At 70.4% G+C, this 25070-nt stretch carries 19 protein-coding genes; 12 read left to right on the forward strand and 7 right to left on the reverse strand.

The features are described from left to right. From ABTW87_RS02675 to ABTW87_RS02690, 4 genes are all read right to left on the reverse strand, one after another. A complete protein-coding gene (locus ABTW87_RS02675; RefSeq protein WP_350647841.1) occupies positions 1–1938 on the reverse strand; it encodes a chondroitinase-B domain-containing protein in 1938 nt (645 codons plus the stop codon). 163 nt (positions 1939–2101) lie between these two features. Continuing rightward, positions 2102–3268, reverse strand: a complete 1167-nt coding sequence (locus tag ABTW87_RS02680; RefSeq protein WP_350647843.1) for a polysaccharide lyase family 7 protein — start codon at positions 3266–3268, stop codon at positions 2102–2104. Positions 3269–3373: 105 nt separating this feature from the next. Next, on the reverse strand, positions 3374–4120 hold the full coding sequence (locus ABTW87_RS02685; protein WP_350647845.1) for an IclR family transcriptional regulator: 747 nt from the start codon (positions 4118–4120) through the stop codon (positions 3374–3376). A gap of 10 nt (positions 4121–4130) precedes the next feature. Beyond that, complete coding sequence (locus ABTW87_RS02690; RefSeq protein WP_350647846.1) at positions 4131–5192, reverse strand: LacI family DNA-binding transcriptional regulator; 1062 nt, start codon at positions 5190–5192, stop codon at positions 4131–4133. Positions 5193–5448: 256 nt separating this feature from the next. On the opposite strand from ABTW87_RS02690, the gene ABTW87_RS02695 reads away from it, so the two are divergent. The 11 genes from ABTW87_RS02695 (at position 5449) to ABTW87_RS02745 (ending at position 17813) form a co-directional block, all read left to right on the forward strand. Next, a complete protein-coding gene (locus ABTW87_RS02695) occupies positions 5449–6738 on the forward strand; it encodes an ABC transporter substrate-binding protein (RefSeq protein WP_350647848.1) in 1290 nt (429 codons plus the stop codon). A 106-nt stretch (positions 6739–6844) separates the two neighbouring features. Then, positions 6845–7687 (forward strand): carbohydrate ABC transporter permease, encoded by an 843-nt coding sequence (locus ABTW87_RS02700; protein WP_350647849.1) that lies wholly within the window; start codon positions 6845–6847, stop codon positions 7685–7687. Continuing rightward, entirely contained in the window at positions 7677–8540 is an 864-nt protein-coding gene (locus ABTW87_RS02705) for a carbohydrate ABC transporter permease (RefSeq protein WP_350647850.1), read from the forward strand. The genes ABTW87_RS02700 and ABTW87_RS02705 overlap by 11 nt, the downstream gene beginning before the upstream one ends. 13 nt (positions 8541–8553) lie before the next feature. Then, entirely contained in the window at positions 8554–9321 is a 768-nt protein-coding gene (locus tag ABTW87_RS02710; protein WP_350647851.1) for an SDR family NAD(P)-dependent oxidoreductase, read from the forward strand. Further along, positions 9309–10895 carry a heparinase II/III domain-containing protein gene (locus ABTW87_RS02715; RefSeq protein WP_350647853.1) on the forward strand — a complete coding sequence of 529 codons (1587 nt, stop codon included), beginning with the start codon at positions 9309–9311 and terminating at the stop codon, positions 10893–10895. Before ABTW87_RS02710 ends, ABTW87_RS02715 begins: the two co-directional genes overlap by 13 nt. Then, positions 10895–12946 (forward strand): DUF4962 domain-containing protein, encoded by a 2052-nt coding sequence (locus ABTW87_RS02720; RefSeq protein ID WP_350647855.1) that lies wholly within the window; start codon positions 10895–10897, stop codon positions 12944–12946. The genes ABTW87_RS02715 and ABTW87_RS02720 overlap by 1 nt, the downstream gene beginning before the upstream one ends. Next, positions 12934–13659, forward strand: a complete 726-nt coding sequence (locus ABTW87_RS02725; protein ID WP_350647857.1) for a DUF624 domain-containing protein — start codon at positions 12934–12936, stop codon at positions 13657–13659. The genes ABTW87_RS02720 and ABTW87_RS02725 overlap by 13 nt, the downstream gene beginning before the upstream one ends. After that, positions 13656–14735 carry a DUF1565 domain-containing protein gene (locus tag ABTW87_RS02730; RefSeq protein ID WP_350647858.1) on the forward strand — a complete coding sequence of 360 codons (1080 nt, stop codon included), beginning with the start codon at positions 13656–13658 and terminating at the stop codon, positions 14733–14735. Before ABTW87_RS02725 ends, ABTW87_RS02730 begins: the two co-directional genes overlap by 4 nt. Continuing rightward, on the forward strand, positions 14732–15397 hold the full coding sequence (locus ABTW87_RS02735) for a bifunctional 4-hydroxy-2-oxoglutarate aldolase/2-dehydro-3-deoxy-phosphogluconate aldolase (protein WP_350647860.1): 666 nt from the start codon (positions 14732–14734) through the stop codon (positions 15395–15397). Before ABTW87_RS02730 ends, ABTW87_RS02735 begins: the two co-directional genes overlap by 4 nt. After that, positions 15394–16494 (forward strand): sugar kinase, encoded by a 1101-nt coding sequence (locus tag ABTW87_RS02740; RefSeq protein WP_350647862.1) that lies wholly within the window; start codon positions 15394–15396, stop codon positions 16492–16494. The genes ABTW87_RS02735 and ABTW87_RS02740 overlap by 4 nt, the downstream gene beginning before the upstream one ends. Positions 16495–16601: 107 nt before the next feature. Further along, a complete protein-coding gene (locus tag ABTW87_RS02745) occupies positions 16602–17813 on the forward strand; it encodes an MDR family MFS transporter (RefSeq protein WP_350648048.1) in 1212 nt (403 codons plus the stop codon). Between the two features lie 56 nt (positions 17814–17869). Here the strand turns inward: ABTW87_RS02745 and ABTW87_RS02750 are convergent, their stop codons facing one another. Next, entirely contained in the window at positions 17870–18358 is a 489-nt protein-coding gene (locus tag ABTW87_RS02750) for a GNAT family N-acetyltransferase (protein ID WP_350647864.1), read from the reverse strand. A 170-nt stretch (positions 18359–18528) separates the two neighbouring features. On the opposite strand from ABTW87_RS02750, the gene ABTW87_RS02755 reads away from it, so the two are divergent. Further along, on the forward strand, positions 18529–21312 hold the full coding sequence (locus tag ABTW87_RS02755; protein ID WP_350647865.1) for an ATP-binding protein: 2784 nt from the start codon (positions 18529–18531) through the stop codon (positions 21310–21312). Between the two features lies 1 nt (position 21313). Here the strand turns inward: ABTW87_RS02755 and ABTW87_RS02760 are convergent, their stop codons facing one another. Both ABTW87_RS02760 and ABTW87_RS02765 read right to left on the reverse strand, forming a co-directional pair. Beyond that, a complete protein-coding gene (locus ABTW87_RS02760) occupies positions 21314–23104 on the reverse strand; it encodes a proprotein convertase P-domain-containing protein (protein WP_350647867.1) in 1791 nt (596 codons plus the stop codon). Next, positions 23101–25020 (reverse strand): S8 family serine peptidase, encoded by a 1920-nt coding sequence (locus ABTW87_RS02765; RefSeq protein WP_350647869.1) that lies wholly within the window; start codon positions 25018–25020, stop codon positions 23101–23103. The genes ABTW87_RS02760 and ABTW87_RS02765 overlap by 4 nt, the downstream gene beginning before the upstream one ends. Between the last annotated feature and the right edge of the window lie 50 nt (positions 25021–25070).

Genomic DNA, 25070 nt, shown 5'->3' on the forward strand with positions numbered 1-25070 from the left:
TCAGGGAGCGTTGATCCCGACGTCCGTGACGTCGAGCGGGCTCCGGCGGACCGGAGTGTTGGACAGTTCGTCGGCCCCGACATCGGCGATTCCGCTCCGTGCCTGTCCGTCCATGTCCTGTGCCAGGAACGGGTAGTTACCCGTGGCGGTGTTGACAGCGGGGCTGCCGGAGGCGATCCGGTACACCTCTCCCTGCTTGGTAAGGAGCGGGTTGACGGTTCGGACGCCAACGGTGATGCCGATGCTGGCCGAGCCGGTCGGCCAGCCGATGTTGCCGGCGTACGTCATGTTCGTCGGGATCTTCACTTCGTTGAAGAGTCTGCCGTGGTTGCCGACGACGATGTTGTTGGCGACGGTGCTGTCGACCGGGGCGAGGGTGTAGTTGGCGCCGATCTCGATGTTCGAGACGTTGTTGACGAAGGTGTTGTGCACCGCGGTGGCCCGGTACACCCGCCAGTGCGCGGACAGCGCGCCCGACGTGTCGACGTCGCCTCCATCGAGCTGGAGCGCCGCGTCGTAGCCGGTGCCGGTCAGCCCTTCGAAGTGGTTGTTGTAGATCGTGTGGTCCTGGCCGTAGACCCGGACTCCGCCGGTACCGGGTTTGCCGCCGCCGAGGAAGAAGTTGCCGTACACCTGGCTGCGGTTGCCGTGGCGCAACGACAGGGTGCCTTGCGAGGTCCGGAACGTGTTGTACCGCACCGTGTTGTCATTGCTCTTCACCGAGATGATCTCGGGGTCGCCGTCGCAGTTCTCGAAGAGGTTGCTTTCGATCGTGGTGTAGCCGCTCGACCGGGAGATCGCGCTCCAACCCACTCGGATCGCCTCCATCTCGTTGGTGGCGCGCGGGCCGATGTTGCGGAAGTGGTTGTGGTCGATCAGGTCGTACTGGGACTGAGCGGTGGCCGACCCGTCGATGGTGATGAAGTTGCCGAGCTGGTGTTTCTCCTCGAACAGGTTGTGGTCGATGCGGTTGTGGTGACTGTTCGCGCCCTGGATGATCACCCACTTCAGCGAGCTCGACTCGGTGAGCCGGAAGTGGTTGCGGGTCAACCGGACGTGGTTCGAGCTGGTGATCTTCAACGTGTTGCTGTTCCGCCAGGTGAGCCCGGAGAAGGTGACGTACGACGAGTCCAGGACCTCGAGCTGTCCTCCGGCGATGACGGCCCTGCCCTGGTGGGCGGCCATGATCGTGATCGGGTTGCTCGCGGTGCCGTTGCGGGCGTTGAGCTTGCCGATCGAATAGTTGCCGTCGGCGAGGACGATCGTGTGGCCGGGCGCGGCGTTGGCCATCGCTGTGGTCAGCTGCGCCGACGAGGAGACGTTGACGACGGTCCCGCCGGGCGGCGGGACCGACGGTGTCGGAGTCGGCGACGCCGTCGGGCTCGTGCTCGGTGCAGGGGTCGGGCTCGTGCCGAGTCCGAGAACGTCCACTTCAGTGATCGAGGTCCAGGAGTTCTGGGTGTTGCCGTATCCCAGGATCCGTAGGTAGCGGGCGGAGATGCCAGCGAATTCGTAGGTCTCCGGTTGCAGCGTCGATCCCGAGCTGGCGCGGACCGGCACGGCGGTGGTCCAGGTCGAGCCGTTGGTTGAGGTCTGGACGGTGAAGGTGGTCTGGCGCTGGTCGCCCTTGTACCAGGCGATCGCCACCGCACCTGCGGTGGCGGTCGAGCAGAGGTCGTAGCGGATCCATACGGCATCGCCCGCGGCGGACCATCGGGTGGCGAGGTCGTCGTCGCGGGTGTTCGCGGGAACGTTGCCATCGTGGGCGCTCGCACTTACCGCGCAGACAGGCAACGGGGCGGCTGCGATCGCGGCGGCCTGCTTGGCCTCACCCACTGCCGATCCGCGGTGGCCGACGCCGGCCATGGCGGGAAGTGCCGCGATCACGGTGGCCGCGAGCGCCGCGACGGCGGTCGCACCGGACGTGCTGAGCGTCATTCGGTTCACTGGCCCTCCTGTAACGCATATAAAGACTTAAGATCATCAATCTCTGCCGCTGATCTCGTCCCAGCGCGAATGCCGAGCGGGGGTGGGGCTTGCGTGACGGCTGCCTCAGCCGGCCGCGCCGCCCGGGGGTCGGAACCCCCGGGCGGCGACTGGTTCAGGAGTGGGTGACGGTGAGGCCGAAGATCCGGGTCTGACCGTAGTTGCTGCTGCTGCACGGCGAGGAGTTGGAGCAGTTCGCCTGGGTGTACGCGCCAGCCTTGAAGTAGGCGCCGGAGAAGTTCTTGGTGATGGTGGTCTGCAGGACGTTGTTGTAGTACGCCCTCACCTGGCCGCCGCTGACCACGAACTTGGCCTGGAAGCGGGTGCCGAGCTGGTAGTTGCTGGTGACCAGGTGATAGTGCGTGTCGTTGTCGTTGGTGACGTAGAGGCTGGTGCCCTCGAGCCGGAAGACGGTGACGTCGTCGTCGGAGTCGTGGATCTGGGCCACCACCACGTGCGGCTTGGTCGAGGGCAGGGTGTCGAACACGGCGTCCACCACCAGGGTGTGCGTTCCCGAGGTCGACGACCAGCTCGCGTTGCTCGTCCCGTTGTTCGCCATCTCGCGCAGCTCCGAGCGGGCGTAGCTGGACCCGCTCGTGGTCACCCCGTTGACCGGGGAGCGGAACTGGACCGACTGGCACGAGTTCGCGGTGACGAAGTACGGAGAGACCTGGAAGCTGTCCAGGGCGGGCTGCTTGATCTCGGTGGGGCTGCCGGAGGAGCCGGTCGGCAGGGTGATCTTCCAGTTGGTCAGGTTGAGCACGTCGGCGGGGACGGCACAGTCGCCGCCGCCACCGCCGGTGCCGTCGGCGCCGTAGACCTTCGCCTCGGTGATGCTGTTCCAGTCGTTGGCCGTGTTGCCGTAGCCGACGATGCGGACATAGCGCGCCGACCGGTCGGTGAAGTCGTAGCTTTCCAGCTGGGTGGTGCTGCCGCTGCTCTGCCGCTGGGACACGACGGTCGTCCAGGAGCTGGCGTCGGCCGACGTCTGGACCGTGAAGGTGGCCTGCCGCTGGTTGCCGTTGTACCAGGCGATGCCGACCGAGCCGACCTGCTTGCTGGCGCCGAGGTCGAAACGGATCCACGATCCGTCGCCCAGGGCCGACCAGCGGGTGGAGAGACTGCCGTCGATGGCGTTGGCCGGCACGTTGCCGTCGTGGGAACTGGCCGTCACGGCGGTGACCGGCAGGGCCGTTGCTGCCTGGGCGGGAAGGGCGGCCAGAGCCGCGCCGGCGGCGACGACGAGGACGGCGGGTAGCGCGAGGATTGCGGTTCGTCTCATTAGGGATCCTTCTAATAGGAGTTCCTATATGTGAACTATGTCGCACTAGTGCCGGGTGACCATAGAAGAAGATGACTGGCCGGTCAACGCCGGATTTCAAGATTGTTAAAGCCTGCCGGTGAGACCGGCGGTTATGGCCGCCCGGATCGCGTCGGCGATCTCGCCGGCCCGCGGCTCGGTCAGGTCGGGTGCGCAGACGCCGATCGCGTCGTACGGGCCCAGTTTGGGTGGGGCGGCCACCGCCACACCGCTGCCACTCTCCCGGTCGGTCGACCTCGCGTCCACGGCGTGTCCACGCTCGATGATCCGACGGATGTCGTAACGCAGTGCGTCGAGGGCGTCGGGCGGCAACGCGGTCGACGCGGGCAGCATCCGGGCCAGTGATGTGTCATCAGCCGCGGCACGGGCCAGCACGACGCGGCCCATCGCGGTGGCGTACGCCGGGGCGGGCCAGCCCGTCCGGAGCATGGGTCGCACGTCTGCCTTCTCCCGGGTGAGCAGGCAGACCATGTGCCCGCCCACGAGGCGGCCGAGGTGCACGGTGGTGTCGAGTTCGCGGTGCAGCCGGTCGACGACCGGGGTGAGGCGCCGGACCGCGCGGTCGGTGCGCAGGTAGGCGGTGCCGGTGCGCAGCGCCTGGACGCCCAGGCCGTAGCGGGACCCGCCGGTGTCGGTCTCCACCCACCCGCGCTGCACCAGGGTGCGCAGCAGGCCATGCATGCTGCTCTTCGGAATTCCCAGGTCCCGGGCGAGTTCCACGAGTGTGCGCCGGTCCGGAGTGGCGGCGAGCAGTTCGAGCAGCTCGACGGTGCGGTCTGCCGACTTGACCCGGGGAGCGCCGCCTGTCGTCATCGTCGTGTTCCTACTCCCTGGCGTCGGGCGCCGGACCGGTGGAGGCACGGACCACCAGCTCCGGTCGGAGCAGCAGCGACTGGCTGGGGCCGGTCTCGGTGCTTTCGATCCGGGACCGCAGGTGGCGGAAGGCGGCCGCCGCCATGTCCGCTATCGGCTGGCGTACCGTGGTCAGTGGCGGTGCCGCGAGGTCGGCGAGCACGATGTCGTCGAAGCCGACCACGGAGATGTCCTGCCCCACCCGCAGCCCCGCGTCCCGGATGCCGGCGCTGATGCCGAGCGCGCACATGTCGTTGATCGCGACGATGGCGGTGGGTCGGTCGGTGGCCCGCAGCAGTTCGTGCGCGGCCCTCCGGCCCAGCCCGGCCGCGTCGAGGTCCCCGTACGGCTCCTGCTCCGCGCCGCCGGACCAGACGATCGCCCCGGCCGGATCCAGGCCAGCCTGCTCGAACGCGTCGGTGAAGCCGCGGAACCGTTCCCGGCGGTTGATGCTGCGCAGCGACCCGGAGACGAACGCGATCCGGCGATGGCCGAGCTCGAGCAGGTGAGCGGTGGCGAGGTGGGCGCCCACGACGTTGTCGACGCTGATGTTGACCAGGGTGCCCGGGTCGCCGGCCTGTGCGGTGCGGTCGAACGCGACCAGGCTGAGTCCCGTCTCGACCAGCGGCAACACATGGTCCAGTGAGGGCAGTGAGGAACAGAGGACCACCCCCCGGATGCCGTCGGCCCAGAGCTCTTCCAGGTACCGTCGCTCCCGGTCGGGTTCCCGCTCGCTGTTGCAGAGCAGGACGTGGTACCCGTCGGCCAGCGCGGCCCGTTCCAGGTAGCGGGCGAAATTGCCCCAGAACGGGTTGGCGACCGACGGCACGACGAGCCCGATCACCTGGATCCGGCCGGTACGCAGTTGCCGGGCCGCCCGATTCGGGCGGTAGCCGAGCCGATCGATCGCGTCGGCGATCCGCACCCGCGTCTGCGGGAGCATCCGGCCGGGACGGCCGTTGAGGAAGTTCGACACGGTGCTGGGCGAGACGCCAGCCTCTCGGGCCACCTGGTAGATCGTCACACCACTCACGTCGTACTTCTCCCGTTGTTCAGCGGAACGGAACCAGCCGAGTGTAGGGGTTTACCGGCGGATGACCACTCCTGGCCTCCTCAGTTAAGCCGGTGTTTCGCTGCTGTGTCTAGCCATTGACAGCTCTGCACCCCACTCCTAACCTTGCTGCATCGTTCCACCGGTAAATCGATGCATGATCTGACGTTCACAATCCGAACCGTGATGTGGCGGTTACCCAGTGCGGCGAAGTTTCGCCGCGGGAGGGAAGGCCAGGATGACCAGGACCCGGGGGAGCCGGACGGGTGCGATGGCGGTGGCGCTCGTCGGGGCACTGCTCGCCACCGCCTGTGGCGGGCCGGCGCCCAGCGAGGACAGTGACGACGGCAAGGTCAGCGGCGCGATCCGGCTGCTGACCCCGATCTTCGAGGGCGCCGACGGCAAGACCGTGCTGGAGAAGCAGCTCGGTGCGTTCAAGGAGAAGTACCCGGACGTCACCGTCGAGGTCGACTACACCTCGTACGGCAAGCTCAACGAGAAGCTCACCACCTCGATCGCCGGCGGCCGGCCGTACGACGTGATGCTGATGGGGGTCGGCTGGATCCCGCCGTTCGCGGCCAAGGGTGCTCTGGCCGAGCTCGACGAGAGCAAGCAGGACCTGGTCAAGCGGTACAACGAGCGGGTTGTCGAGCCCGGCATCTACCAGGACAAGGTCTACGGCCTGCCGATCATGCTGGACACCCGGTTCGGGTTGTACCGCAAGGACATCTTCGCCGAGGCGGGCATCAGCGCGCCGCCGAGCAACTTCGACGAGTTGCGGGAGATCGGTCGCAAGCTGACCGTGCGCGACGGCAGCGGCAAGCTCACCCGTGCGGGCGTGGACATCCTCTCCAACGACCTGCGTCAGACGTTCCTCCCGCTGATGTGGGCCAACGGTGGCGAGCTGTGGACCGCCGACGGGAAGCCGGCCTTCAACAGCCCTCAGGCCGTGGGCGCGCTGCAGCTGATGACCGACATCATCCGCACCGACAAGTCCGAGGACTTCGGCTTCACCCAGCCCGGCGCCACCGGTCTCCCGTTGGCCCAGGGCCGGGCGGCGATGATGGTGGGGCACAACAACCACCTGCTGGCGATCGAGGAGCAGGCGCCGGAGCTGGTCAAGGAAGACAAGATCGGCTTCTTCATGATCAAGAATGAGCGGCCCGCGATGTTCCAGGGCGGCACCCTGGCCACCGTCTCCGCCAAGTCCCAGCACCCGGCCGCGGCCAAGGCGCTGGTCCGCTTCCTCACCGACGAGCAGGCCTCGCTCGCCGCGAACGAACAGCGGGGCAATGTCCCGGCGCTCAACAGCCTCGCCGACTCCGAGTACGTGAAGAGCAACAAGGCCGCGCAGTTCGCCATGCAGAACCTCGACGCCGCCTACTCCGAAGGCGGGGTGCCGGCCTGGCTGGAGATCCGGGGCGACTTCAAGGCGGCGATCGAGTCCGCGCTGCTGGGCCAGAAGACCCCGCAGCAGGCCCTCGACGAGCTGACGGCCAAGGCGCAGGCAGCGATCGCCAAGGGTTGAGATGACCAGCACCCTTGAATCCGTGAGCGTGGCGTCCGCTAGCCGGGCGCCACGCCCGCCCCGCCGCCGAAGGCTGGGTGCCGAGCGCCGCCGTGCGGCGTATCTCATGCTCGCTCCATCGGTGATCCACCTGATCTGGTGGATCGGCATTCCGGTGGTGGCCACCTTCGGCCTGGCCTTCACCAACTACGACGTGATCGCCGGCACCGTCGAGTGGGCCGGCCTGGACAACTTCCGCGAGATCTTCGCCGACGACATCTGGAACCTGTCGATCTGGCACACCGTCGTCTTCACGTTCTTCACGGTGCCGGTGGCGATGGCGATCGCGGTGGTCATCGCGGTGCTGCTCAACCAGCAGATCCGGGCGCGGGCCTGGTACCGAGCGGCGTTCTTCATGCCGCACATCACCGCCACCGTGGCGATCGCGCTGGTCTGGATGTGGATGTTCGAGCCCAACCTCGGGCTGTTCAACCTGCTGCTGGACTGGGTGGGAATCAACGGGCCGGCCTGGCTGTCAGACCCCGACTGGGCGATGCCGGCGGTCATCCTGGTCAGCATCTGGAAGGGCATCGGACTGAAGATGCTGATCTACCTGGCGGCCCTGCAGAACATCCCGCACGAGTTGTACGAGGCGGCCGACCTCGACGGCGCCTCGGGCCCGCGCAAGTTCTTCCTGATCACCCTCCCGCTGCTGAAACCCGCCACGTTCTTCGTCTTCATCGTCTCCATGATCGACGCGTTCCAGGTCTTCGACCAGGTCTACGTGCTGACTCCCGACGGTGGCCCGGCGAACTCGACGACCGTGATGACATACGAGATCTACCGGACCGCGTTCGGCGAGTTCGACATTTCGGCGGCCTGCGCGCAGAGCCTGGTGCTCTTCGCGTTCCTGCTCGTCCTGACCGTGATCGGCCGCCGACTGACCGGGAAGGACGGCGATGAAGCCTAGGTTCGATCCGCGCCTGGTCCTGCACCTGCTGCTCGGCGTCGGCGCGGTCGTCATGGTCGTGCCGTTCGTCTGGATGATCCTGACGTCGCTCAAGAGCCGCGCCGACATCGCCGCCTACCCGCCGCAACTGCTGCCCGACGAGTGGGTGTGGAGCAACTACCAGGCCGCACTGGACTACGCGCCGTTCGGGACGTACTTCCGCAACAGCTTGTTCATCGCCATCGGACACACGGTGATCAACCTGATGCTGGCGACGATGGCCGGATACGCCCTCGCCCGGGTGCCCTTCCGGGGCCGGACCGTGCTGTTCATGGCCGTACTGGCGATGATGATGATTCCCACCTACACGAAGATCGTCCCGCAGTACCTCATCGCCAAGGGCATGCCGTTCTTCGGTGGCAACGACTACCTCGGCCGTGGCGGTTACGGCTGGCTCGACTCGTGGTGGGTCCTGATCATCCCGGGAGCGCTCACCCCGTTCGCGATCTTCCTGTTCCGGCAGTTCTACCTGTCGCTGCCCCGCGAGCTGGAGGAGGCGGCACGCATCGACGGGATGGGCGAGTTCGGGATCTTCGCACGGGTGATGACCCCGCTGGTGAAACCGGCCATCGCCACCGTCGCGCTGGTCACCTTCGAGAACAGCTGGAACAACTTCCTCTGGCCGCTGCTGGTCACCACCCGCGACGACCTGCGGGTGATCCAGGTCGGCCTGGCAGCCTTCCAGTTGGCCGAGCGGACCGAGTGGTCCTACCTGATGGCCGGGTCGACGCTGGCCACCGTCCCGATGATCGTGCTGTTCCTGTTTGCCCAGCGCTACTTCGTGCAGGGCTTCGCCACCGCCGGAATCAAGTAGAAGGAGCACCTTGATGACTTTCGACCTGACCGGACGCCGGGCCCTCGTCACCGGTGCCGGCCACGGTATCGGCGCCGCCATCGCCGTCGCGCTGGCCCGGGCCGGGGCGGACGTCGCCGTCCACCACGGGCACTCCGCCGGCCCGGCCGCCGAGGTGGCGGCGGCGGTTGAGGCGCTGGGCCGCAAGAGCGTCGTCCGGCAGGCCGACCTCACCCGGACCGGCGAGGTGACCGACCTCGTCGACGAGGTCACCGGTTTCTTCGGCGGCCTGGAGATCCTGGTCTGCAACGCGGGCGGAATGGTCGGCCGCAGCCCGGTGGCGGAGATGACCGACGAGCACTACGCCCAGGTCGTCGACCTGAACCTGGGCAGCACCTTCCGCACCGTCCGGGCGGCGATCCCGCACCTGCGCGCCGCCGGCCCGGCCGGGCGGGTGGTCACCATGTCGTCGCTGGCCGCGCAGAACGGCGGCGGCGCCGGCTCGGCGGTCTACGCGGCGGCGAAGGCCGGCGTACGCGGCCTGACCAAGGGACTCGCGAAGGAACTGGCGGGCACCGGAACCACCGTCAACGCGATCGCCCCGGGCTTCATCGGCGGCACCGCCTTCCACGACACCTTCACTCCCGCCCAGACCCAGGAGGCGATCATCGCGGGCGTGCCGCTCGGCCGGGGCGGTCGGCCCGAGGACGTCGCCGGCGCGGTGGTGTGGCTCGCCTCCGACGCCGCCGCCTACATCACCGGCGCCACGATCGACATCGACGGTGGCGCATGGTTCCGGTGACCGGCGCGCTGGCGCCGCCACTGCGCGCGCCGGTGCTCCCGGCCGAGCGCGGCGGCTGGTGGCACGCCTACGTCTGCCCCGCGCACGGTGTGGAACTCGACCACGCCGGTTTGCTCGACGGTGCCTTCCCGGCCGATGGCGCCCCATGCCGGCACGGCTGCCGCATCGACGAGCCGTCGGTGCGCGGTGCGTGGACGGTCCTGGCCCACCAGGCGAGCGCCCGACAGATCCGGGCGCTCGCCCGCTCCCCGCGGGCCGCCGACCGCCGCACGGCCGTCGAGCTGCTGACCGCCTACGCCCGTCAGTACGCGGCGCTCGGCGCGGCGCCGCACGACGGCGCCGCCGAGTGGATGCTGCGCGGGCGGCTGTTCCACCAGGCGCTGACCGAGGCCATCTGGGCGGTGAGCATCGGCCAGGCCGCCCGGGCGCTGCGGACGGCCGGACACCCGCTGCCCGCGGAGGTGTCCCAGATGCTGCGCGCGCTCGCCGGGGCGGCCGGGCAGGCCCGCGACGCCCTGATCGCCGCCGGCCGGTTCGACTCGAACTACACCGCCTGGCTGATCGCCGCCGGGGCGGCCTGCTCCGGCCGTCCCGAGTGGGTGACCGGGCCGCACGGCCTGTGCGACCACGTGCCCGCGGCGATCCGACCCGACGGTTGGGAATGGGAAGGGTCCACCTACTACCACGGATTCGTGCTGCGGGCGTACCTGCTGACCCTGGAGGCGATGCCGCACGTCCCGGTGCCGGACGAGGTACTTTCCCGGCTCACCGCGATGGCCGCGGTGCTCGACACCCTGGCCACTCCCGGTGGAATACTGCCCGCCCTGCACGACGGCCCGTACGACCGGCCACCGGCGCGCTACGAACTGGACGAACTGCGGGAGCTGCTGCCGCTGCTGGGCGCCGGGCCGACCCGGCCGGGACCGGTCACCGTGTACCGGGACGCCGGCTACGCGGTGCTGCGCGCCGACGGACTGCACGCCGTCGTCGACTTCGGCCCGCACGGCGGCTCGCACGGGCATCGGGACAAGTTGGCGCTCTACCTGTACGGCGCGGACGCCCCGTGGCAGCCCGACCCCGGTCAGGTGCCGTACGCACACCGTGACTGGCGGCGACACTACGCCTCGACCGCCGCCCACCCCACCTTCGCCGTCGACGGGCTCGACCAGGCGGAGTGCGAAGGACATCTCATCGGGCACGACGACCGGTCGGTGGCAGTCGGCTGCGACACCGCCTACCCCGGCGTGTCGGCCCACCGGCAGATGACCCTCCGCGACGGCACACTGATCGACGAGTTGACCGTGGAGACCGACCGACCCCGCCGGATCACCACCCAGCTGAGGCCCGACGTCGACCTCACCGTCCGGATCGGCGCCGACGGGGCGCTGGCGACAGTCTGGACCGGCCGGCAGACACTGCATGGCCAGCACACCGCCTCGGTAGCCGCGGACGCCCTCTGCCGTCCCGGCCCCGGGCCAGCAGACGATCCACAACGCGTCCGCACCTGGGTCGACTGGACCGCCGTCGACGCGACCGCGGTGACCTTCCGTTCGATCTACCGGCTGGAGACCTGATGCAACCCCTGCTCATCGGCGACCGCCTCGACCAGCTGCGAGCCGCGCTCACCACCACCCACGCCGCCCAGTGGCGGCGCCTGTACGAGCAGTGCGACTGGTATCGCGGGCAGAGCCCACCCGCGGAGCATCCGACCGCGAGCATCACCTACTTCGGCCCTGCCGCGATGAACCTCGCCCTCGCGTACCGCCTCACCGGACAGCACGGCTACCTGCTGGAGGCCCGCCGCTGGATCAGCACCGCCGTGTCGTACCCGCACTGGGGCAAGGCGAAGCTGCCCGATCACGACCTCGACGCGGGCTGGCTGCTGCACGGACTCTCCCTGGCGTACTCCTGGCTGCGCGACGACCTGCCCACCGACGAGGCGGAGGCGCTGCGCGCCAAGCTCACGCTCCAGGGTGAGCGCCTGTACGACTTCGCGGTCGAGACCGAGGGCTCCTGGTGGTCATCGAGCTACTGGCAGAACCACAACTGGATCTGCTACGCGGGCCTCGCCGCCGCCGGCTACGTCCTCGACAAACCGGAGTGGAGCGACCGGGCTCGCGACAACCTCGGCACCGTGCTGGACCTGATGCCGGCGGACGGCTCCGACTCCGAGGGCGTCGTCTACTGGCGCTATGGCGTGCCCTGGCTCGCCATCCACCTCGACCTGCTGCAACACGCCGAGGGCACCGACTGGTGGCAGCGGGGCGGCTTCCTGGGCCACACCTTCGACTGGCGACTGCACCAGTGCGCCCCTGGGTTCGAGGAGAACATCGACCACGGCGACTGCCACGACCGCCGCTCCGGGCACAGCGTCGCGCTGTACTACAAACTCGCCGCCGCCTACCGCGACGGCCGGGCCCGCTGGCTCGCCGACCGCATCGCCCAGCGGCACTTCTGGCGGGAGGCGTACGCCTCCGGTGTGAAGCCAGGGGTGATGCCCGAGGCCGGCTATGAGCTGCTCTGGTACGACCCGGCGGTGCCCCCCGTGGACCCGGCTGGCGACGTTCCGACCACCGCCCACTTCCCGGACCTCGGTCAGGTGACCGCCCGCACCGGTTGGCATGGCGACGCGGCTTTCGTCAGCTTCAAAGCGGCCCCGGGCGGCGGGCACACCGCCTGGGAGACCGCCGAGCGGTTCCGTCGCGACAAGGGCTGGGAGACCCTCAACGCCGGTCACCACCACCCCGACGCCGGGGCGTTCGTCTTCGGCGCGCACGGCGCGTTCCTCGCCGTCGACGACGGCTACTGCAACCGCAAGCGCGCCGCCTACCACAATCTGGTCCTGGTCGACGGGCAGGGTTGGGCGGGGGAGGACCGCTACCACGTGTACAAGGACCTGCCGTACGAGCGGCAGGCCCGGCTGCGCGACGTGCTCGCCGAGGACGGTGTGGTGCACGCGACGGCCGAATCGGCCGCCATGTTCGATCCCGCCCTCGGCGTACGGCAGGTGGACCGGACGTTGGTCTTCACGCCGGCCGGTAGGCTGGTCATCCTCGACGAACTCGCCGCCGACCAGCCCCGCGAGTGGACCTTCCTGCTGCACTCGGACTGGCCGGCCGAGCTCACCGGCGGCGACATCGTGCTGCGCTCCGGGCCGGCGCAGGCGCACGTGCGCCAGTTCGCCCCGGACACCGCCGCGGTCAGCCAGACGACGACGGAGATCGAGGCCAACCCCACCGCCAGTACGCCGAGCCTGCGGATCGTCCGGACCCTGCACACCGTCCGGGTCCAGGTGCCGCCGACTCCGCGCACCCGGATCCTCACCAGCGCCGAACCGACCTCCGCGCTCGCGCCGACGCCAGCCGCCGCCGAGCCGGTGGACTGCGCCGCGGGGACCGGGGTGCGGTTCGGTGTCGACGGCGAGACCGTGCTGCTGGCGCCGACCAGCCGGACGATCGACGGTGCGGCGGTGCGGGCCGACGCCGCGGCGGTGATCCTGCTGCCGCCGGTCGACGGCCGCCCGGCGCGGGTGGGCGTGGTCGGCGCGACCCACGTCGACGTGGCCGGCCGTAACCTGGTGCACAGCGCCGAACCGGTGACCGGGGTGCTGCCGTGGCCAGCCTGAGCACCGCCTCACCCGCCACCGGCCGTGGACCGGCCACCCGCCGCGGCGGGCCGGCGACCGCCACCCACGGCGGCTGGGAGGGCACCGCCCTGCGGGTGCTGGAGTTCGTCGCCTACCCGGCGCTGGCCGGCTGCGCCCTGCTCCTGCTGTGCCTGGGTGTCGTCACCTGGCTTCCGGCCCTGGCCGCCGCCGCGTACGCGCTGCAGCAGTGGCGTACGGGCGGGCGGGTCCGGCCGTTCCTCGGCACCCTCGGCGCGTTCGGGAACTACTGGCGGCGGCTGTGGCGGCACGCGCTGGTGTCCACGGCAGCCGGCGCCGTGCTGGTGGCCAACATCGTCTTCCTCGCCGCTCGTCCCGGCTACCCGGCCATGGTCCTGCTGGCCCTCCAGGCCGGCCTGATCCTGGTCCTGGTGCCGTACCACCTTGCGCTCGCCGTCACCGCCGCCCGCGATCCTGACGGCGACGCCGGCCGCTGGGGACGGGACGCGCTGCTGTTCGCCTTCGCCTCGCCCGGCCGTGGGCTTGCGTTGCTCACCGCGGCAATCGTGGTGCCGGTGGTCACCGCGCCGCTGGCCCTCGGCCCGCTGCTCCTCGGCGTCACGCTCCCGCTGCTGCTCGGTCTCCGGCTCGCGGACGCCGGACGACCCCCGATCTACACCGAGCCGGCCACCCCACCGGCCGCGCACTCCCCGCACGAGAAGAGGACGTCATGACGACACGTATCGTCGCACTGGCGCTGACCGTCGGCACGGCACTGGCGACGCTGCCGGCCACCGCTGCGGTCGCCGCCGTCCCGACCCGCCATCTGTATGTGAGTCCGAGCGGTGACGACAACGCCGCCGGCTCGCACCGGGCGCCGTTCGCCACGATCCAGCGGGCGTTGGACGCCGCGCCCAGCGGTGCGACCGTACACCTCGCCCCCGGCACCTACCGGCAGGACGCCGTCACCCGCCGGCCGGGCGTCACGCTCACCGGGCCGCGCGACGCCGTGGTCACCGGCGGCGGCGGGGCCCGGATCCTCCAGGTGCAGCACGACCGCACCACCCTCAGCGGCTTCACCATCGACGGCCTGCACGGAGCGGCGGACAGCCGCGACGGCTACCGCGACAAACTGGTGTACGTGATGAGCACGACGCCCGGCGACGGGGTCGATGGGCTGCGTATCCGCGGCATGCGGTTGACCAACGCGGGCGGCGAGTGCCTGCGGCTGCGGTACCTGATCACCGACGCCGGCGTGTCCCACAACGACATCGGCCCGTGCGGGGTCGACGACTTCGTCTTCGCCGGCGGCGGCAAGAACGGCGAGGCGATCTACCTCGGCACCGCGCCGGAGCAGCAGGGCCTCAACGGTGCCCCGGACGACCGCCCCGACGTCAGCCGGGACAACCGGATCCACCACAACCGGATCGACACCCAGGGCAACGAGTGCGTCGACATCAAGGAGAACTCCACGGCCAACGTGGTCGAGTTCAACTGGTGCACCGGTCAGCGCGACGACAAGTCCGCCGGCTTCGACGCCCGCGGCTCCGGCAACACCTTCCGGTACAACGTGGCGTTGGGCAACCTCGGCGCGGGCATCCGGTTCGGCGGCGACACCCCGACCGACGGCACCGGCAACGACGCCTACGGCAACGTGCTCGTCAACAACGCCTTCGGTGGGATCAAGTTCCAGGCCGTCCCGCAGGACCGGGTCTGCGGGAACCTGATGTACGGCAACGCCGGCGGCGACAGCGTCGGTGACTACGGCGACCTCTTCGACCCGGCCGCCCCGTGCGGGGTCGACCGATGACGGGACCGCTGGCCGCGCCCGAACTCGGAAACACCGTCCTCGACACGCTCGCCGGCGACCGGATCCTGCCGGTGGTGGTGCTCGAGGACGCCGACCGGGCGACACCGCTGGGCGCGGCCCTGGCCGGCGGGGGCGTCCGCACGATCGAGGTGACACTGCGCACCCGGGCTGCCCTGGCCGCCATCCGCACCCTGGCCGAGCGCACCGACCTGATCGTCGGCGCGGGAACGGTCACCAGCGCCGATCAGGTCGACCACGTCGTCGACGCCGGAGCCCGGTTCGTCGTCTGCCCCGGCTTCTCCACCGCCGTCGTCCGCCGCTGCCAGCAACGCGACGTGACGGTGATCCCGGGCGTCGCCACCCCGACCGAGATCCAGATGGCTCTCGACGCGGGACTGTCCGTGGTGAAGCTGTTCCCCGCCGAACAACTCGGCGGCCTTCCGATGCTCAAGGCACTGGCCGCCCCGTTCCCCGGCCTGCGCTTCGTACCGACCGGTGGCGTCACCACCGCCAACCTCCGCGGCTACCTGGACCACCCGGCGGTCCTCGCCGTCGGCGGTACCTGGATGGCCGCCGCCGCGCTGCTGGCCGCCGGCCGGTGGGATGACGTGACCAAGTTGACCACCGCGGCCGTGGCCGAATCCCGAGAGAGTGACCGATGAGCCTGACCATCCGCCCCGCCGCAGAGTGCCGCTTCGACCTGGTCTCCCTCGGTGAGGTGATGCTGCGCCTCGACCCGGGGGAGGGCCGGGTACGCACCGCCCGTACCTTCCGGGTCTGGGAGGGCGGCGGCGAGTACAACGTCGCGCGTGGGCTGCGCCGCTGCTTCGGCCTGCGCACCGCCGTCGTCACCGCCCTGGCCGACAACGAGGTCGGCCGGCTCGTCGAGGACCTGATGCTCCAGGGCGGTGTGGACACCTCCCTGGTCCAGTGGACCCCCTACGACGGGATCGGCCGCACCGTCCGCAACGGGCTCAACTTCACCGAACGCGGCCACGGCGTCCGTGGCGCAATCGGCACCTCCGACCGCGGACGCACCGCCGCCAGCCAGCTCAGCCCCGACCAGGTCGACTGGGAAAACCTCTTCGGCACCCTCGGCGTGCGTTGGTTGCATACCGGCGGCATCTACGCCGGCCTGTCCGAGGTCGCCGCCGAGACCGCTGCCGTCGCCATGGCCGCCGCCCGCCGGCACGGCACGATCATCTCCTACGACCTGAACTACCGGCCGAGCATCTGGCAGGGCGTAGGCGGTCAGGACCGTGCCCGGCACGTCAACCAGCGGCTCGCCCGGATGGTCGACGTGATGATCGGCAACGAGGAGGACTTCACGGCAGCGCTCGGCTTCGACGTGCCGGACACCGACGCGGACCTGTCCCACCTGGAGGTGGACAACTTCCAGAAGATGATCGACCAGGTGACCCGGGCGTACCCCAACTTCGCGGTGGTGGCGACCACGCTGCGCACCGTGCGGACCGCCACGGTCAACGACTGGGGAGCCATCGGCTGGTCCGCCGGCACCGGCTTCGTCACCGCCCGGCACCGGCCGGGTTTGGAGATCCTCGACCGGGTCGGCGGTGGCGACAGCTTCGCCTCGGGCCTCATCTACGGGCTCATGGAGCGCGGTGACCTGAGGGTCGGCGTCGAGTTCGGCGCCGCGCACGGTGCGCTGGCGATGACCACACCGGGGGACACGTCGATGGCCAGCCTGCGGGAGGTCGAGGCACTGGCGGCCGGCTCCGGCGCCCGGGTACGCCGCTGAGCGCGACCCGCCGCACCGGCACCGACCCCCGGCGCGCGGAGCCGACTCCCGCGCCGGGGGACGCGTCATCGGACGGCCGGCGAACCTGGTGGTCACCCGGTTTACAGATCATGGTCGCCGACACCTTCCTCATGGGCCTCGGCTTCTACGCCCTGGTGCCGCTGCTGGCATACCACCTCCTGCACGACCTCGGCCTCAGCATCGCACTCACCGGGCTGCTCGCCGGCGTACGGTCGGCCAGCCAGCAGGGCATGATGCTCTGGTCCGGCATGCTCGCCGACCGGTTCGGTCACCGGCGCGCGATCTGCCTGGGCGTGCTGCTACGCGCCGCCGGGTTCGCCGCGTTCGGCGTCGTCGACGCCGTGCCCGGCCTCGCGGTGGCCTCGGTCCTGGCCGGCCTCGGCGGCTCACTGTTCCACCCGGCCAGCTACGCCCTGTACGCCGAACTGACACCCGCGCCGCACCGCACCCGCGCCTACGCTGTGCGAGAGATGGCCAGCAATGCCGCCTTCGTTCTCGGACCGGCCCTCGGCGGCGTCCTGGCCGCCACCAATTTTCCCGCCCTGTGCTTCGTCGCGGCCGGCCTGTTCCTGCTCGCCGGGGCGATCACCTGGCTGGGGCTGCGCCCGGACCGCGCCAACGCCGGCGCGCCGGACCGGATGTCGTCCCTGCACCGGCTGCGTACGGTCGCCCGGGACCGCCGGTTCCGGCGGTTCGTCCTGGTCAGCGCCGCCGCCTGGGCCCTGTTCAGCCAGCTCTACCTCGCGGTGCCGGTCCGCGTGGGGCAGGTCCTACCGGGAACTACGTCACTGGGACTCGTCTACAGCGTCGCGGCGATCGTCATGGTCGTGGCGACCGTTCCGCTGACCCGGCTCGCCGAACGGTACCTCCGCACCGGCCAGACGCTCGCCGTGGGCACGAGCGCACTCGCCGTCGGCCTGTGGCTGCTGGGCGTGCTGCCCGGGCCAGCCGGGGTGGTCACCGGTGTCGTCGTGTTCACCCTGGGACAGGTCCTGCTACTGCCCACCCTCAACGGCACCGTCTCGCGACTCGCCCCGGCGGGCGCGGTGGCGTCGTACTTCGGTGCCAACGGCTTGGTGCTGTCGCTCGGTGGGCTGATCGGCAACCTCGGCGGCGGGTGGCTGCTCGACCTCGACGGCGGTCTCGCGCAGTGGGTGCCGTGGACTGTCTTCGCCGCGTGGGGCCTGGCAACCGCAGGCGTGTACCTGCTCGTGCTACGCACGCCCGAACCTGTCGGGAGACAGCCGTCGCCACCTGCCGGACGCACCGCTGAGGCGGCTTCAGACCAGCGCCGGTGACAGTCTGCTCATCGGGCTCGAGCCGCGGGCGATGCCCCGCCGTCCCGGACTGTTGATCAATCTGAGGCGAGGATCGCGTACAGGTCCGAGTCACGCCAACCGTCGCGAACGAACGCGGTGCCGCGCATCCGCCCCTCGTAGCGCATGCCGATCTTGCGGAGCACGGTGGCCGAGGCAACGTTGCGTGGATCGCAGGTGGCGAAGATGCGGTGACGCCCGTGGTCTTCGAAGCCCATCCGCACCAGCTTCCGCGCCGCGGCGGTAGCTATCCCCTGCCCCCACCATTGTGGATGCACCACGTACGCGATCTCACCGGTGCTGCGGCCGTGCAGCCTGAGTTGGGCGCTGCCCACCAATTCGCCGTCGACGAGCACCCCGAAGACCAGGCGCTCGGGCCCCGCCGCCACCGCGTCCCGCACGTACGCCTGTGTCTGCTCGTACGTGTTGGGCCCCCACACCTGGTAGCGGCACGCCTCCGGCAGACATGCCCAGCGGTGCACGGCGGCGGTGTCGTCGAGCGTGAGTGGACGAAGGTCGAGCTCCACGGCACCATGATAAACCCGGGCGGTGTTCATGATCTCGTGGTCGGGTTCCAGGTCGGGGCGACCGCGATGCCACGGGAGATGCAGCAGGCGTCCAATCCAGCAGGCCCGCAAAATTTCGCGGAGCATCTGACTGGGACGACGAGGACCGTCCAGCGTCGTACTGTGTGCGGATGGCAGGGCAGACGCCTCTGGTGGGCCGCCGGTCGGAATTGCGGAAACTGCTCGGCCTCGTGCGGGCGGCGCCGGCGGTGGTGCGCGTTGAAGGGGAGGCCGGCGTCGGCAAGACGCGGCTGTTGCAGGAACTGCGTGCGCAGCCGGGCTTGCGCGGCCGCACCTGGCTCACCGGGTCCGGGCAGCCGCTGCGGGAGCCGCTTCCGCTGGCACCGGTGATCGATGCCATTCTGTCCGACTACGGTGCGCCGTGGAGCACGGATCCGGTGCTCGGGGCGCTGGTCCCGATGCTGCCCGAACTGGGGGCGCGGTTGCCGCCCGCGCTGCCGCCACTCGGTGACCTGCGGGCCGAACGCCACCGGGTGTACCGGGCGTTGCGACATGCACTGGCCGCCGCAGGTTCCGTCGTGCTGGTGCTGGACGACCTGCACTGGGTGGACGATGTGACCGCCGACTTTCTGCGTTTCCTCGCGGGGCATCTGCCCGCTGGGCTGTCTGTGGTTCTTGCCCGCCGGCCGGCGGAGGCCGACCTGCCGGGGGACCGGCTCCGGATCGAGCCGCTGGGTCTCGACGAGACCGTCGAGATGGTCCGCGTGATGGTCCGTGACCGGCCACCTGCGCGCGCCGCGGCGACGCTGCTGCGCCGTACCGGTGGGGTGCCGTTCGCGATCGAGGAGGTTGTCCGGGCGGCGGTGGAACACGGCGCGTTGTGGGCGGGGCTTGACGACGGGTCGGTGCCGGACGGGTACGCCGACGCGATCGCCCGGCGGTTGGAGCGCCTCGACGAGGTCTCCCGGCAGATCGTATTCGCTGCGTGTGTGCTGGGTGCCCCGGTGGACGGGGTTGACCTGCTCACCGTCGCCGGAGTGCCGCTCGCCGCCGGTGAGGCCGCGTTGGACAAGCTGATCGCCGTGGAGTTGTTGCGCGAGAGCGGTGGGCGGTACCAGTGCCGCCACGAACTGGCCGAGCGGGCGGTGCTGCGGGCGATGGGCCCGGCCCGCGCACAGCGGCTGCACCGGCGCGCGACGGAGGTCCTGCTCGGGACGGCCACGCCGCCGCACCGCCGGGTGGCCGACCATCTGCGTGCGGCGGGCGACATGACGGGATGGCGGAAGTACGCGGAGCTGGCGGCGGACCGGGCCGTCGAGGTCGGTGACACGGGCACCGCGGTCGATGTGCTACGCGATCTTCTCGCTGCCGCCGCCGACGACGCGCGGGAACGGCACCGCCTCGCGGTGAAGCTGGGCCGGGTCGCGCTCGACGGCGTGGACGTGACGGCGACCGTGGCCCTGCTACGCGATCTGCTCACCATCGCCGATCTGCCGCAGTCGGTCCGCGGCGAACTGCGGTCGGACCTGGGCCTGCTCCTGCTCAACCAGACGGGCAATCCGACCGAGGGCTATCACGAGCTCGAGCGGGCCGCGGCGGAACTGCGCGGACCGCGGCCCGACCTTGCCGCGCGGGTGATGTCGTCACTGGCCAACGTGCACGCCGGACAACAGCACATCGACGTCCATTTACGATGGTTGGCCGAGGCGGAGAAGCTGTCCGGCGCGATCATCGACGAACGGGCGCGGGTGGCCTTCGAGGTGAACCGGGTGACCACCCTGATGACCCGCGGCGAACGGGACGCGTGGCAGCAGGCTGCGTGGATCTTCGACGAGCCCGCTGACGTGGAGATCGGCCGACACTGCACCCGCGGGTGTCTGAACCTGGCCGATGCCTCCGGTTGGCTCGGTCACCACGACCGGGCGGCCCGCTTCCTGGAACATGGGCGTGGCCTCGACTCGACCTCCAGCTATGTGGCGGAACTGCTCCAGGTCGCGTCGGTGCTGCTGGACTGGCTCGGCGGGCGATGGACAGGGCTGCGACCGCGCGTGGGGGAGATGGTCGTCCGATACGCCTCACTCCCGCGGATCGCCGCCGAGTGCCGCTTGATCGCGGGGGCGTTGGCCGCCGAACAGGGCGATGTCGCCGACGCGTTTCCGCTGCTACGGATGGCGGCAGCGGATGGGCCGCCGCCGGTGGTGGCGACCGCGCACGCGCTTACCGCCGAACTGCGACATCGCCGTCAGGTCCGGTCCGGAGTGGTGAGCGGCATCGAAAGCGCGTTGCGGATGATCCGGGCGACAGGCATGTGGGTGTGGGCAGCCGAGGTGACGCCGGTCGCGGTCGAGTTGTTGTGCGCGGCGGACCGATACGCCGCCGCGAGCGAAGTGATCGAGGAGCACCGGGCCGGGGTACGAGGCCTGGACTGCCCGGCCGCCTCCGGCGCGCTGGCGTTGGCCGAGGCGGTGCTGGCGCACGAGCGTGGCGAGTGGGACACCGCCGAGGCGTGGTACCGGGAGGCCGCGACGCTCGTCGGGGACCGGCCGCAGTGGCTGGCGCGGACCCTTCACCGGCGGGCGGAGTGCCTGTTCGCCGCCGGGCACGACGGCGTCGAGCCGCTGCGCGCGGCGGAGCGGTTGTTCACCGGGTTGGGCGCAACGGTTCGGGCGCAACGTTGCCGCGACGCGCTGCGCGAACACCACGCGCTGCCCGCGCCGAAGCGAGGAAGGCCAGGGTACGGGGAGAAGCTGTCACCGCGCGAGCGGGAGGCCGCGCGACTGGCGGCGCAGGGGCGTACCAACCGGCAGATCGCGTCCACCCTGGGGGTGTCGGTGCGTACGGTGGAACAGCACGTCGCTCGTGCTCTGCACAAGCTGCGAGTGGAGTCGCGGACGGAACTCGCGGCGGTGCTCGGCCCGCCCGAAGCGGATGGGCCGAGCACCGCCGCACCCTGAGTTACACAGTGATCGACCAGCGGTCGAGGACCCCGGTGTCACCGGGTCCGCTGTCCCGGATCCAGAGGTTCCAGGTACCCGCGGCCTGCTCGCCCGAGACCGGCACGTTGTAGGTAGCCGTGCCGGGGAACGGGTGGCAGACGTAGCCGCCGTACTGGTGCAGTGCGTACCACCGGCCCGACGGCGAGAGCAGGTAGATGTCGAGGTCCTCGATGCAGGTGTGTTGCGCCGTGACCTCGACCCGCACCGGGCTGTTGGCGGCACCGGTCGCGGTGGAGCTAATCGGGCTGTACAGGTACTGGTAGTCCCGGATCGGGAAATCGGTGTTGTTGTTGAACGTCCGCGTGCCGCCGGATCCGTCGGCCGTGCGGACGGTGAGCGATCCGCTCGCCGCCGACACGTTCCCGGCGGCGTCGCGCGCCCGGACGGTGAGCTGGTAGCTGGTCGCGGGCGTCAGGCCGGTGAGCGTCGCGGTCGTGCCGCTGGTGCTCGCGGCGAGGGTGGTGCCGCGGTACACGTCGTACCCGGTGACCCCGACGTTGTCGGTCGACGCGGTCCAGGCCAGCGACACGCTCGTCGAGGTGACGCTTGTGGTCCGCAGGTTCGTTGGCACGCTGGGCGGCTGGGTGTCACCACCACCACCGGTGTAGAGGGTGAGGTTCCACTTGTGCAGTGCCTCGTTGACCGGCTGGAACAGGGACTGGTCCGGCAGGTTGCCCGGCGAGCAGCTGGAGTAGCCACCGGAGTGCAGCCCGACCGCCTTGTTCCCGGCCAGCCAGGCGCCACCGGAGTCTCCCGGCAGTGAACAGGCGGTGGTGAACGACACCCCGTCGATCGGCCCGCTGGCGTAGTTGATCGTCTGATTGACCGAGGTGACCCGACCGCACTGCCAGCCCGTCGTCACGCCCGAGTGGCACACGATCTGGTTCACGAACGGCTCGGTGCTGCCGGTCACCGTGACCGGGGCGCTGCCGTACGTGTTGACGGACGCGGACAGTGTCCATCCCGGCTCGGTCACCGCGACGACGCCCATGTCCCCCTCGCGGGCGAACACGCTCCGGGTGCCCCCGGTGTTCGACGTGCCGATCCGGTTCTGCTGGCCGGCGGCGCCGTACGCGGGCTGGTCCCGCTGGGTGGTGCAGTGCCCGGCGGTGAGGAAGTGCTTGCCGCCGGAGCTGTCGAGCGCGGGGAAGCCGATCGAGCAGTTGCCCAGGGTCCCGGGGAACCACGGATTGCCCGGCCGGATCTCGCCCCCCTGCGGGCTGGGCGATCCGGCCAACTCACGCACTCGGGCGCCGAGGGCCTTGGCGCGAACCAGGAACGCACGGGTGGCGGTGGTGGTCCGGGTGGTGTCGACGCGGACGAGCACGTCGTTGCCCTCGGGGTCGATACCCCAACCGATGACGCCGGGGACGTTGTCGGCAAGGTCACTGATCTTCTTGACGAGCCCGTTGAGGTCCGCCCGGCTCCGGCTCACCATCCTCGTCTCGGCTCCGGCGGCGCGGATCCGGCTCGCCGCGGCCGGGTCGGTGACCGCTACGACCACGGCACCGGTCTTCTCGTCCAGCCAGACCCCCGCGCCCCGTTCGGGCAACCGCTCGACGATCCGCTGGGCGGCGTCCTGCCTGTCCAGCGCAGCCCGGGCATCAGCGCGGGACATTTTCAGGTCGCGGCTGATCGAGGCGATCAGGCCATCGTCGGCGGCGGTTGCGGGACTGCCGGCCAGGGGAACGCCGAGGCCGGCGATGCCCAGGGCGAGAACCGCGATCACCGGTACGGTACGGCGCCTCATCGGGTCGCCGCCTGGTGGGTGACGCGGACATCGTCCACGCCCGCTTCGACGAGGCTGCCAGCGGCGACATCCCCGGCCTCCACGAGGATCCGCACCGAGTTCCCCGTCCATGGTGTCAGGTCGACCGTGGCAGAAGTCCAGACCGCGGAGGTGTTGGATGAAGTGGTCTTCTTCTCGAACACCGTCGTCGAGCCGGTTGCCGAGACCACCCGGACCCGCAGGAAGTCCGCGCCAGCCGAGTTGTACAGCCACCCGAGGTACCAGGACAGCGACAGTTTCGCGGTCCCCCCGGCCGGGATCTGGATGGGCGGCGAACTAGCCGACGTGATCCCGCCGTCGATGTCGCCGTCGCCAGCCGAAGCTCCCGGCGCGGCACCGCTGACCAGGGCGCGTACCCCGCTCACGGTGTTCCCCGGCTGCAACGTGTAACCGCTCCAGGAGGTGGCGCCCGGGTCGCCCACCTCGAAACGACCGCTCGTGGCGGTGTCGGTCCCGGAGGGGTTCAGTGTCCAGGTCCCGCTCTCGAAGTCGGTGGCGTAGACGGTGGTGCCCGGACCAGGGCCCGGATCGTCACTGGAGACCGCGCGCAGAGCATTGGCGATCCCCTCACCGAAGTGGGAGTTCTTCGCGAGCGTCCCGGTACAGCGGCTGTCCCCCGAGGGGCAGGGCGTGTCGATGGCCTGGGACAGCAGCATCGAGCGCAGTTGGTCGGGGCTGGCGCCCGGGTTCGCCGAGGCCAGCAGCGCCACCACCCCTGCCGCGTGCGGCGACGAGGCGGACGTGCCGCTGAACGTCGTGTACCCGTTGTTCAGGTCGGTGGTGTTGATCATCCCGTACGCGTCGCCGCCCGGAGCGGTCAACTCGACGGTGTTGAGGCCGTAGTTCGAGTAGTAGGCCAGTTCCTTACGCGCGGTCGTCGCCGTCACCGAGATCGCCTTCGGCAGGTCGCCCGGCAGGAACAGCCCCTGCTCGGTGTCGAGGTTCGTCGAGAAGTTCCCGGCTGCGGCGACGGTGACCGTACCGCGGCTGTGGGCGTAGTCGACCGCGCGCCGCACCGCCTCGATCACCGCGTCCTGGTCGAGGTTGGTCGGGTAGTTGAACGTGTAGGGGTCGACGTAGTAGCTGTTGTTGGTCACCTCGAAGCCGCGCGCCGCGGACCACATCAGTCCGCAGATGACGTTCTCCGGGTACATGTAGCCGGTCGGTTCCATCACCTTCACCGACGCGATCCGTACGTTCGGCGCGACTCCGACGACGCCGCGCCCGTTCCGGGCGGCCGCGATGATCCCGGCGACCGACGTACCGTGACCGGCGGCGGGCGCGTACGTGTCCGGCTCCCAGGCGCCCGGGGCGGTGTTCGTCTTGCCGTACAGGCAGGACACCGAGTTGGTGGCGTCGAAGTTGGCGCGCAGGTCCTCGTGGGTGCCCTGCACACCGGTGTCCAGTACGCCGACGGTGACCGACTGGCTGCCCGGGTTGATGTCCCAGGCCCGGTCGGCGCCCATCATCGACATGTTCCAGTCGACCGGCTCCAGGGGCGCCGAGATGGACGATCCCAGCTGTGGTTCCAGGTAGCGGTGAGCGGTCGAACCCTGGGTGGGAACGTCGGTGTCCCGCGACTGCCCCACTTTCTGCACGCCGGTCACCGCACGCATCCGGCTTGCGAAGTCCGTTGCCGTGGAGTGCGCCACGATGACGCCGATCTCGGCGTGCTTGTTCTGGACCGTGCCGCCCTGAGAGAGCACCGCCTGGGCGATTGTGCTGGTGGAGGCGGGTGCCGTGAGCACCAGGTAGGCGCGGACGCCCTGTGGCTGGGCGGCGGCTGGGGCGACGCCGGTGACGCCGGCCATACCCGCGCCGAGCGCGAGCGCGCACAACGCTCGGAAGGGCCCGATACGGGCCCGTGTTCGTGTCATGCCAGGGACCTCTTCTCGATGAAGCACTCGTTCATCTGCCTGCGATGGTC

Source organism: Micromonospora sp. NPDC126480, from assembly GCF_040302465.1.
Lineage (GTDB): Bacteria > Actinomycetota > Actinomycetes > Mycobacteriales > Micromonosporaceae > Micromonospora.

Excerpts from the sequence above, each read along its gene's own strand:
- ABTW87_RS02695 (WP_350647848.1), top strand. The coding sequence starts at position 5,449 with ATGACCAGGACCCGGGGGAGCCGGACGGGTGCGATGGCGGTGGCGCTC.
- ABTW87_RS02700 (WP_350647849.1), top strand. The coding sequence starts at position 6,845 with ATGCTCGCTCCATCGGTGATCCACCTGATCTGGTGGATCGGCATTCCG.
- ABTW87_RS02740 (WP_350647862.1), top strand. The coding sequence starts at position 15,394 with ATGAGCCTGACCATCCGCCCCGCCGCAGAGTGCCGCTTCGACCTGGTC.
- ABTW87_RS02735 (WP_350647860.1), top strand. The coding sequence starts at position 14,732 with ATGACGGGACCGCTGGCCGCGCCCGAACTCGGAAACACCGTCCTCGAC.
- ABTW87_RS02765 (WP_350647869.1), bottom strand. The coding sequence starts at position 25,020 with ATGACACGAACACGGGCCCGTATCGGGCCCTTCCGAGCGTTGTGCGCG.
- ABTW87_RS02675 (WP_350647841.1), bottom strand. The coding sequence starts at position 1,938 with ATGACGCTCAGCACGTCCGGTGCGACCGCCGTCGCGGCGCTCGCGGCC.
- ABTW87_RS02730 (WP_350647858.1), top strand. The coding sequence starts at position 13,656 with ATGACGACACGTATCGTCGCACTGGCGCTGACCGTCGGCACGGCACTG.
- ABTW87_RS02715 (WP_350647853.1), top strand. The coding sequence starts at position 9,309 with ATGGTTCCGGTGACCGGCGCGCTGGCGCCGCCACTGCGCGCGCCGGTG.
- ABTW87_RS02705 (WP_350647850.1), top strand. The coding sequence starts at position 7,677 with ATGAAGCCTAGGTTCGATCCGCGCCTGGTCCTGCACCTGCTGCTCGGC.
- ABTW87_RS02720 (WP_350647855.1), top strand. The coding sequence starts at position 10,895 with ATGCAACCCCTGCTCATCGGCGACCGCCTCGACCAGCTGCGAGCCGCG.
- ABTW87_RS02755 (WP_350647865.1), top strand. The coding sequence starts at position 18,529 with ATGGCAGGGCAGACGCCTCTGGTGGGCCGCCGGTCGGAATTGCGGAAA.
- ABTW87_RS02710 (WP_350647851.1), top strand. The coding sequence starts at position 8,554 with ATGACTTTCGACCTGACCGGACGCCGGGCCCTCGTCACCGGTGCCGGC.
- ABTW87_RS02685 (WP_350647845.1), bottom strand. The coding sequence starts at position 4,120 with ATGACGACAGGCGGCGCTCCCCGGGTCAAGTCGGCAGACCGCACCGTC.
- ABTW87_RS02760 (WP_350647867.1), bottom strand. The coding sequence starts at position 23,104 with ATGAGGCGCCGTACCGTACCGGTGATCGCGGTTCTCGCCCTGGGCATC.
- ABTW87_RS02680 (WP_350647843.1), bottom strand. The coding sequence starts at position 3,268 with ATGAGACGAACCGCAATCCTCGCGCTACCCGCCGTCCTCGTCGTCGCC.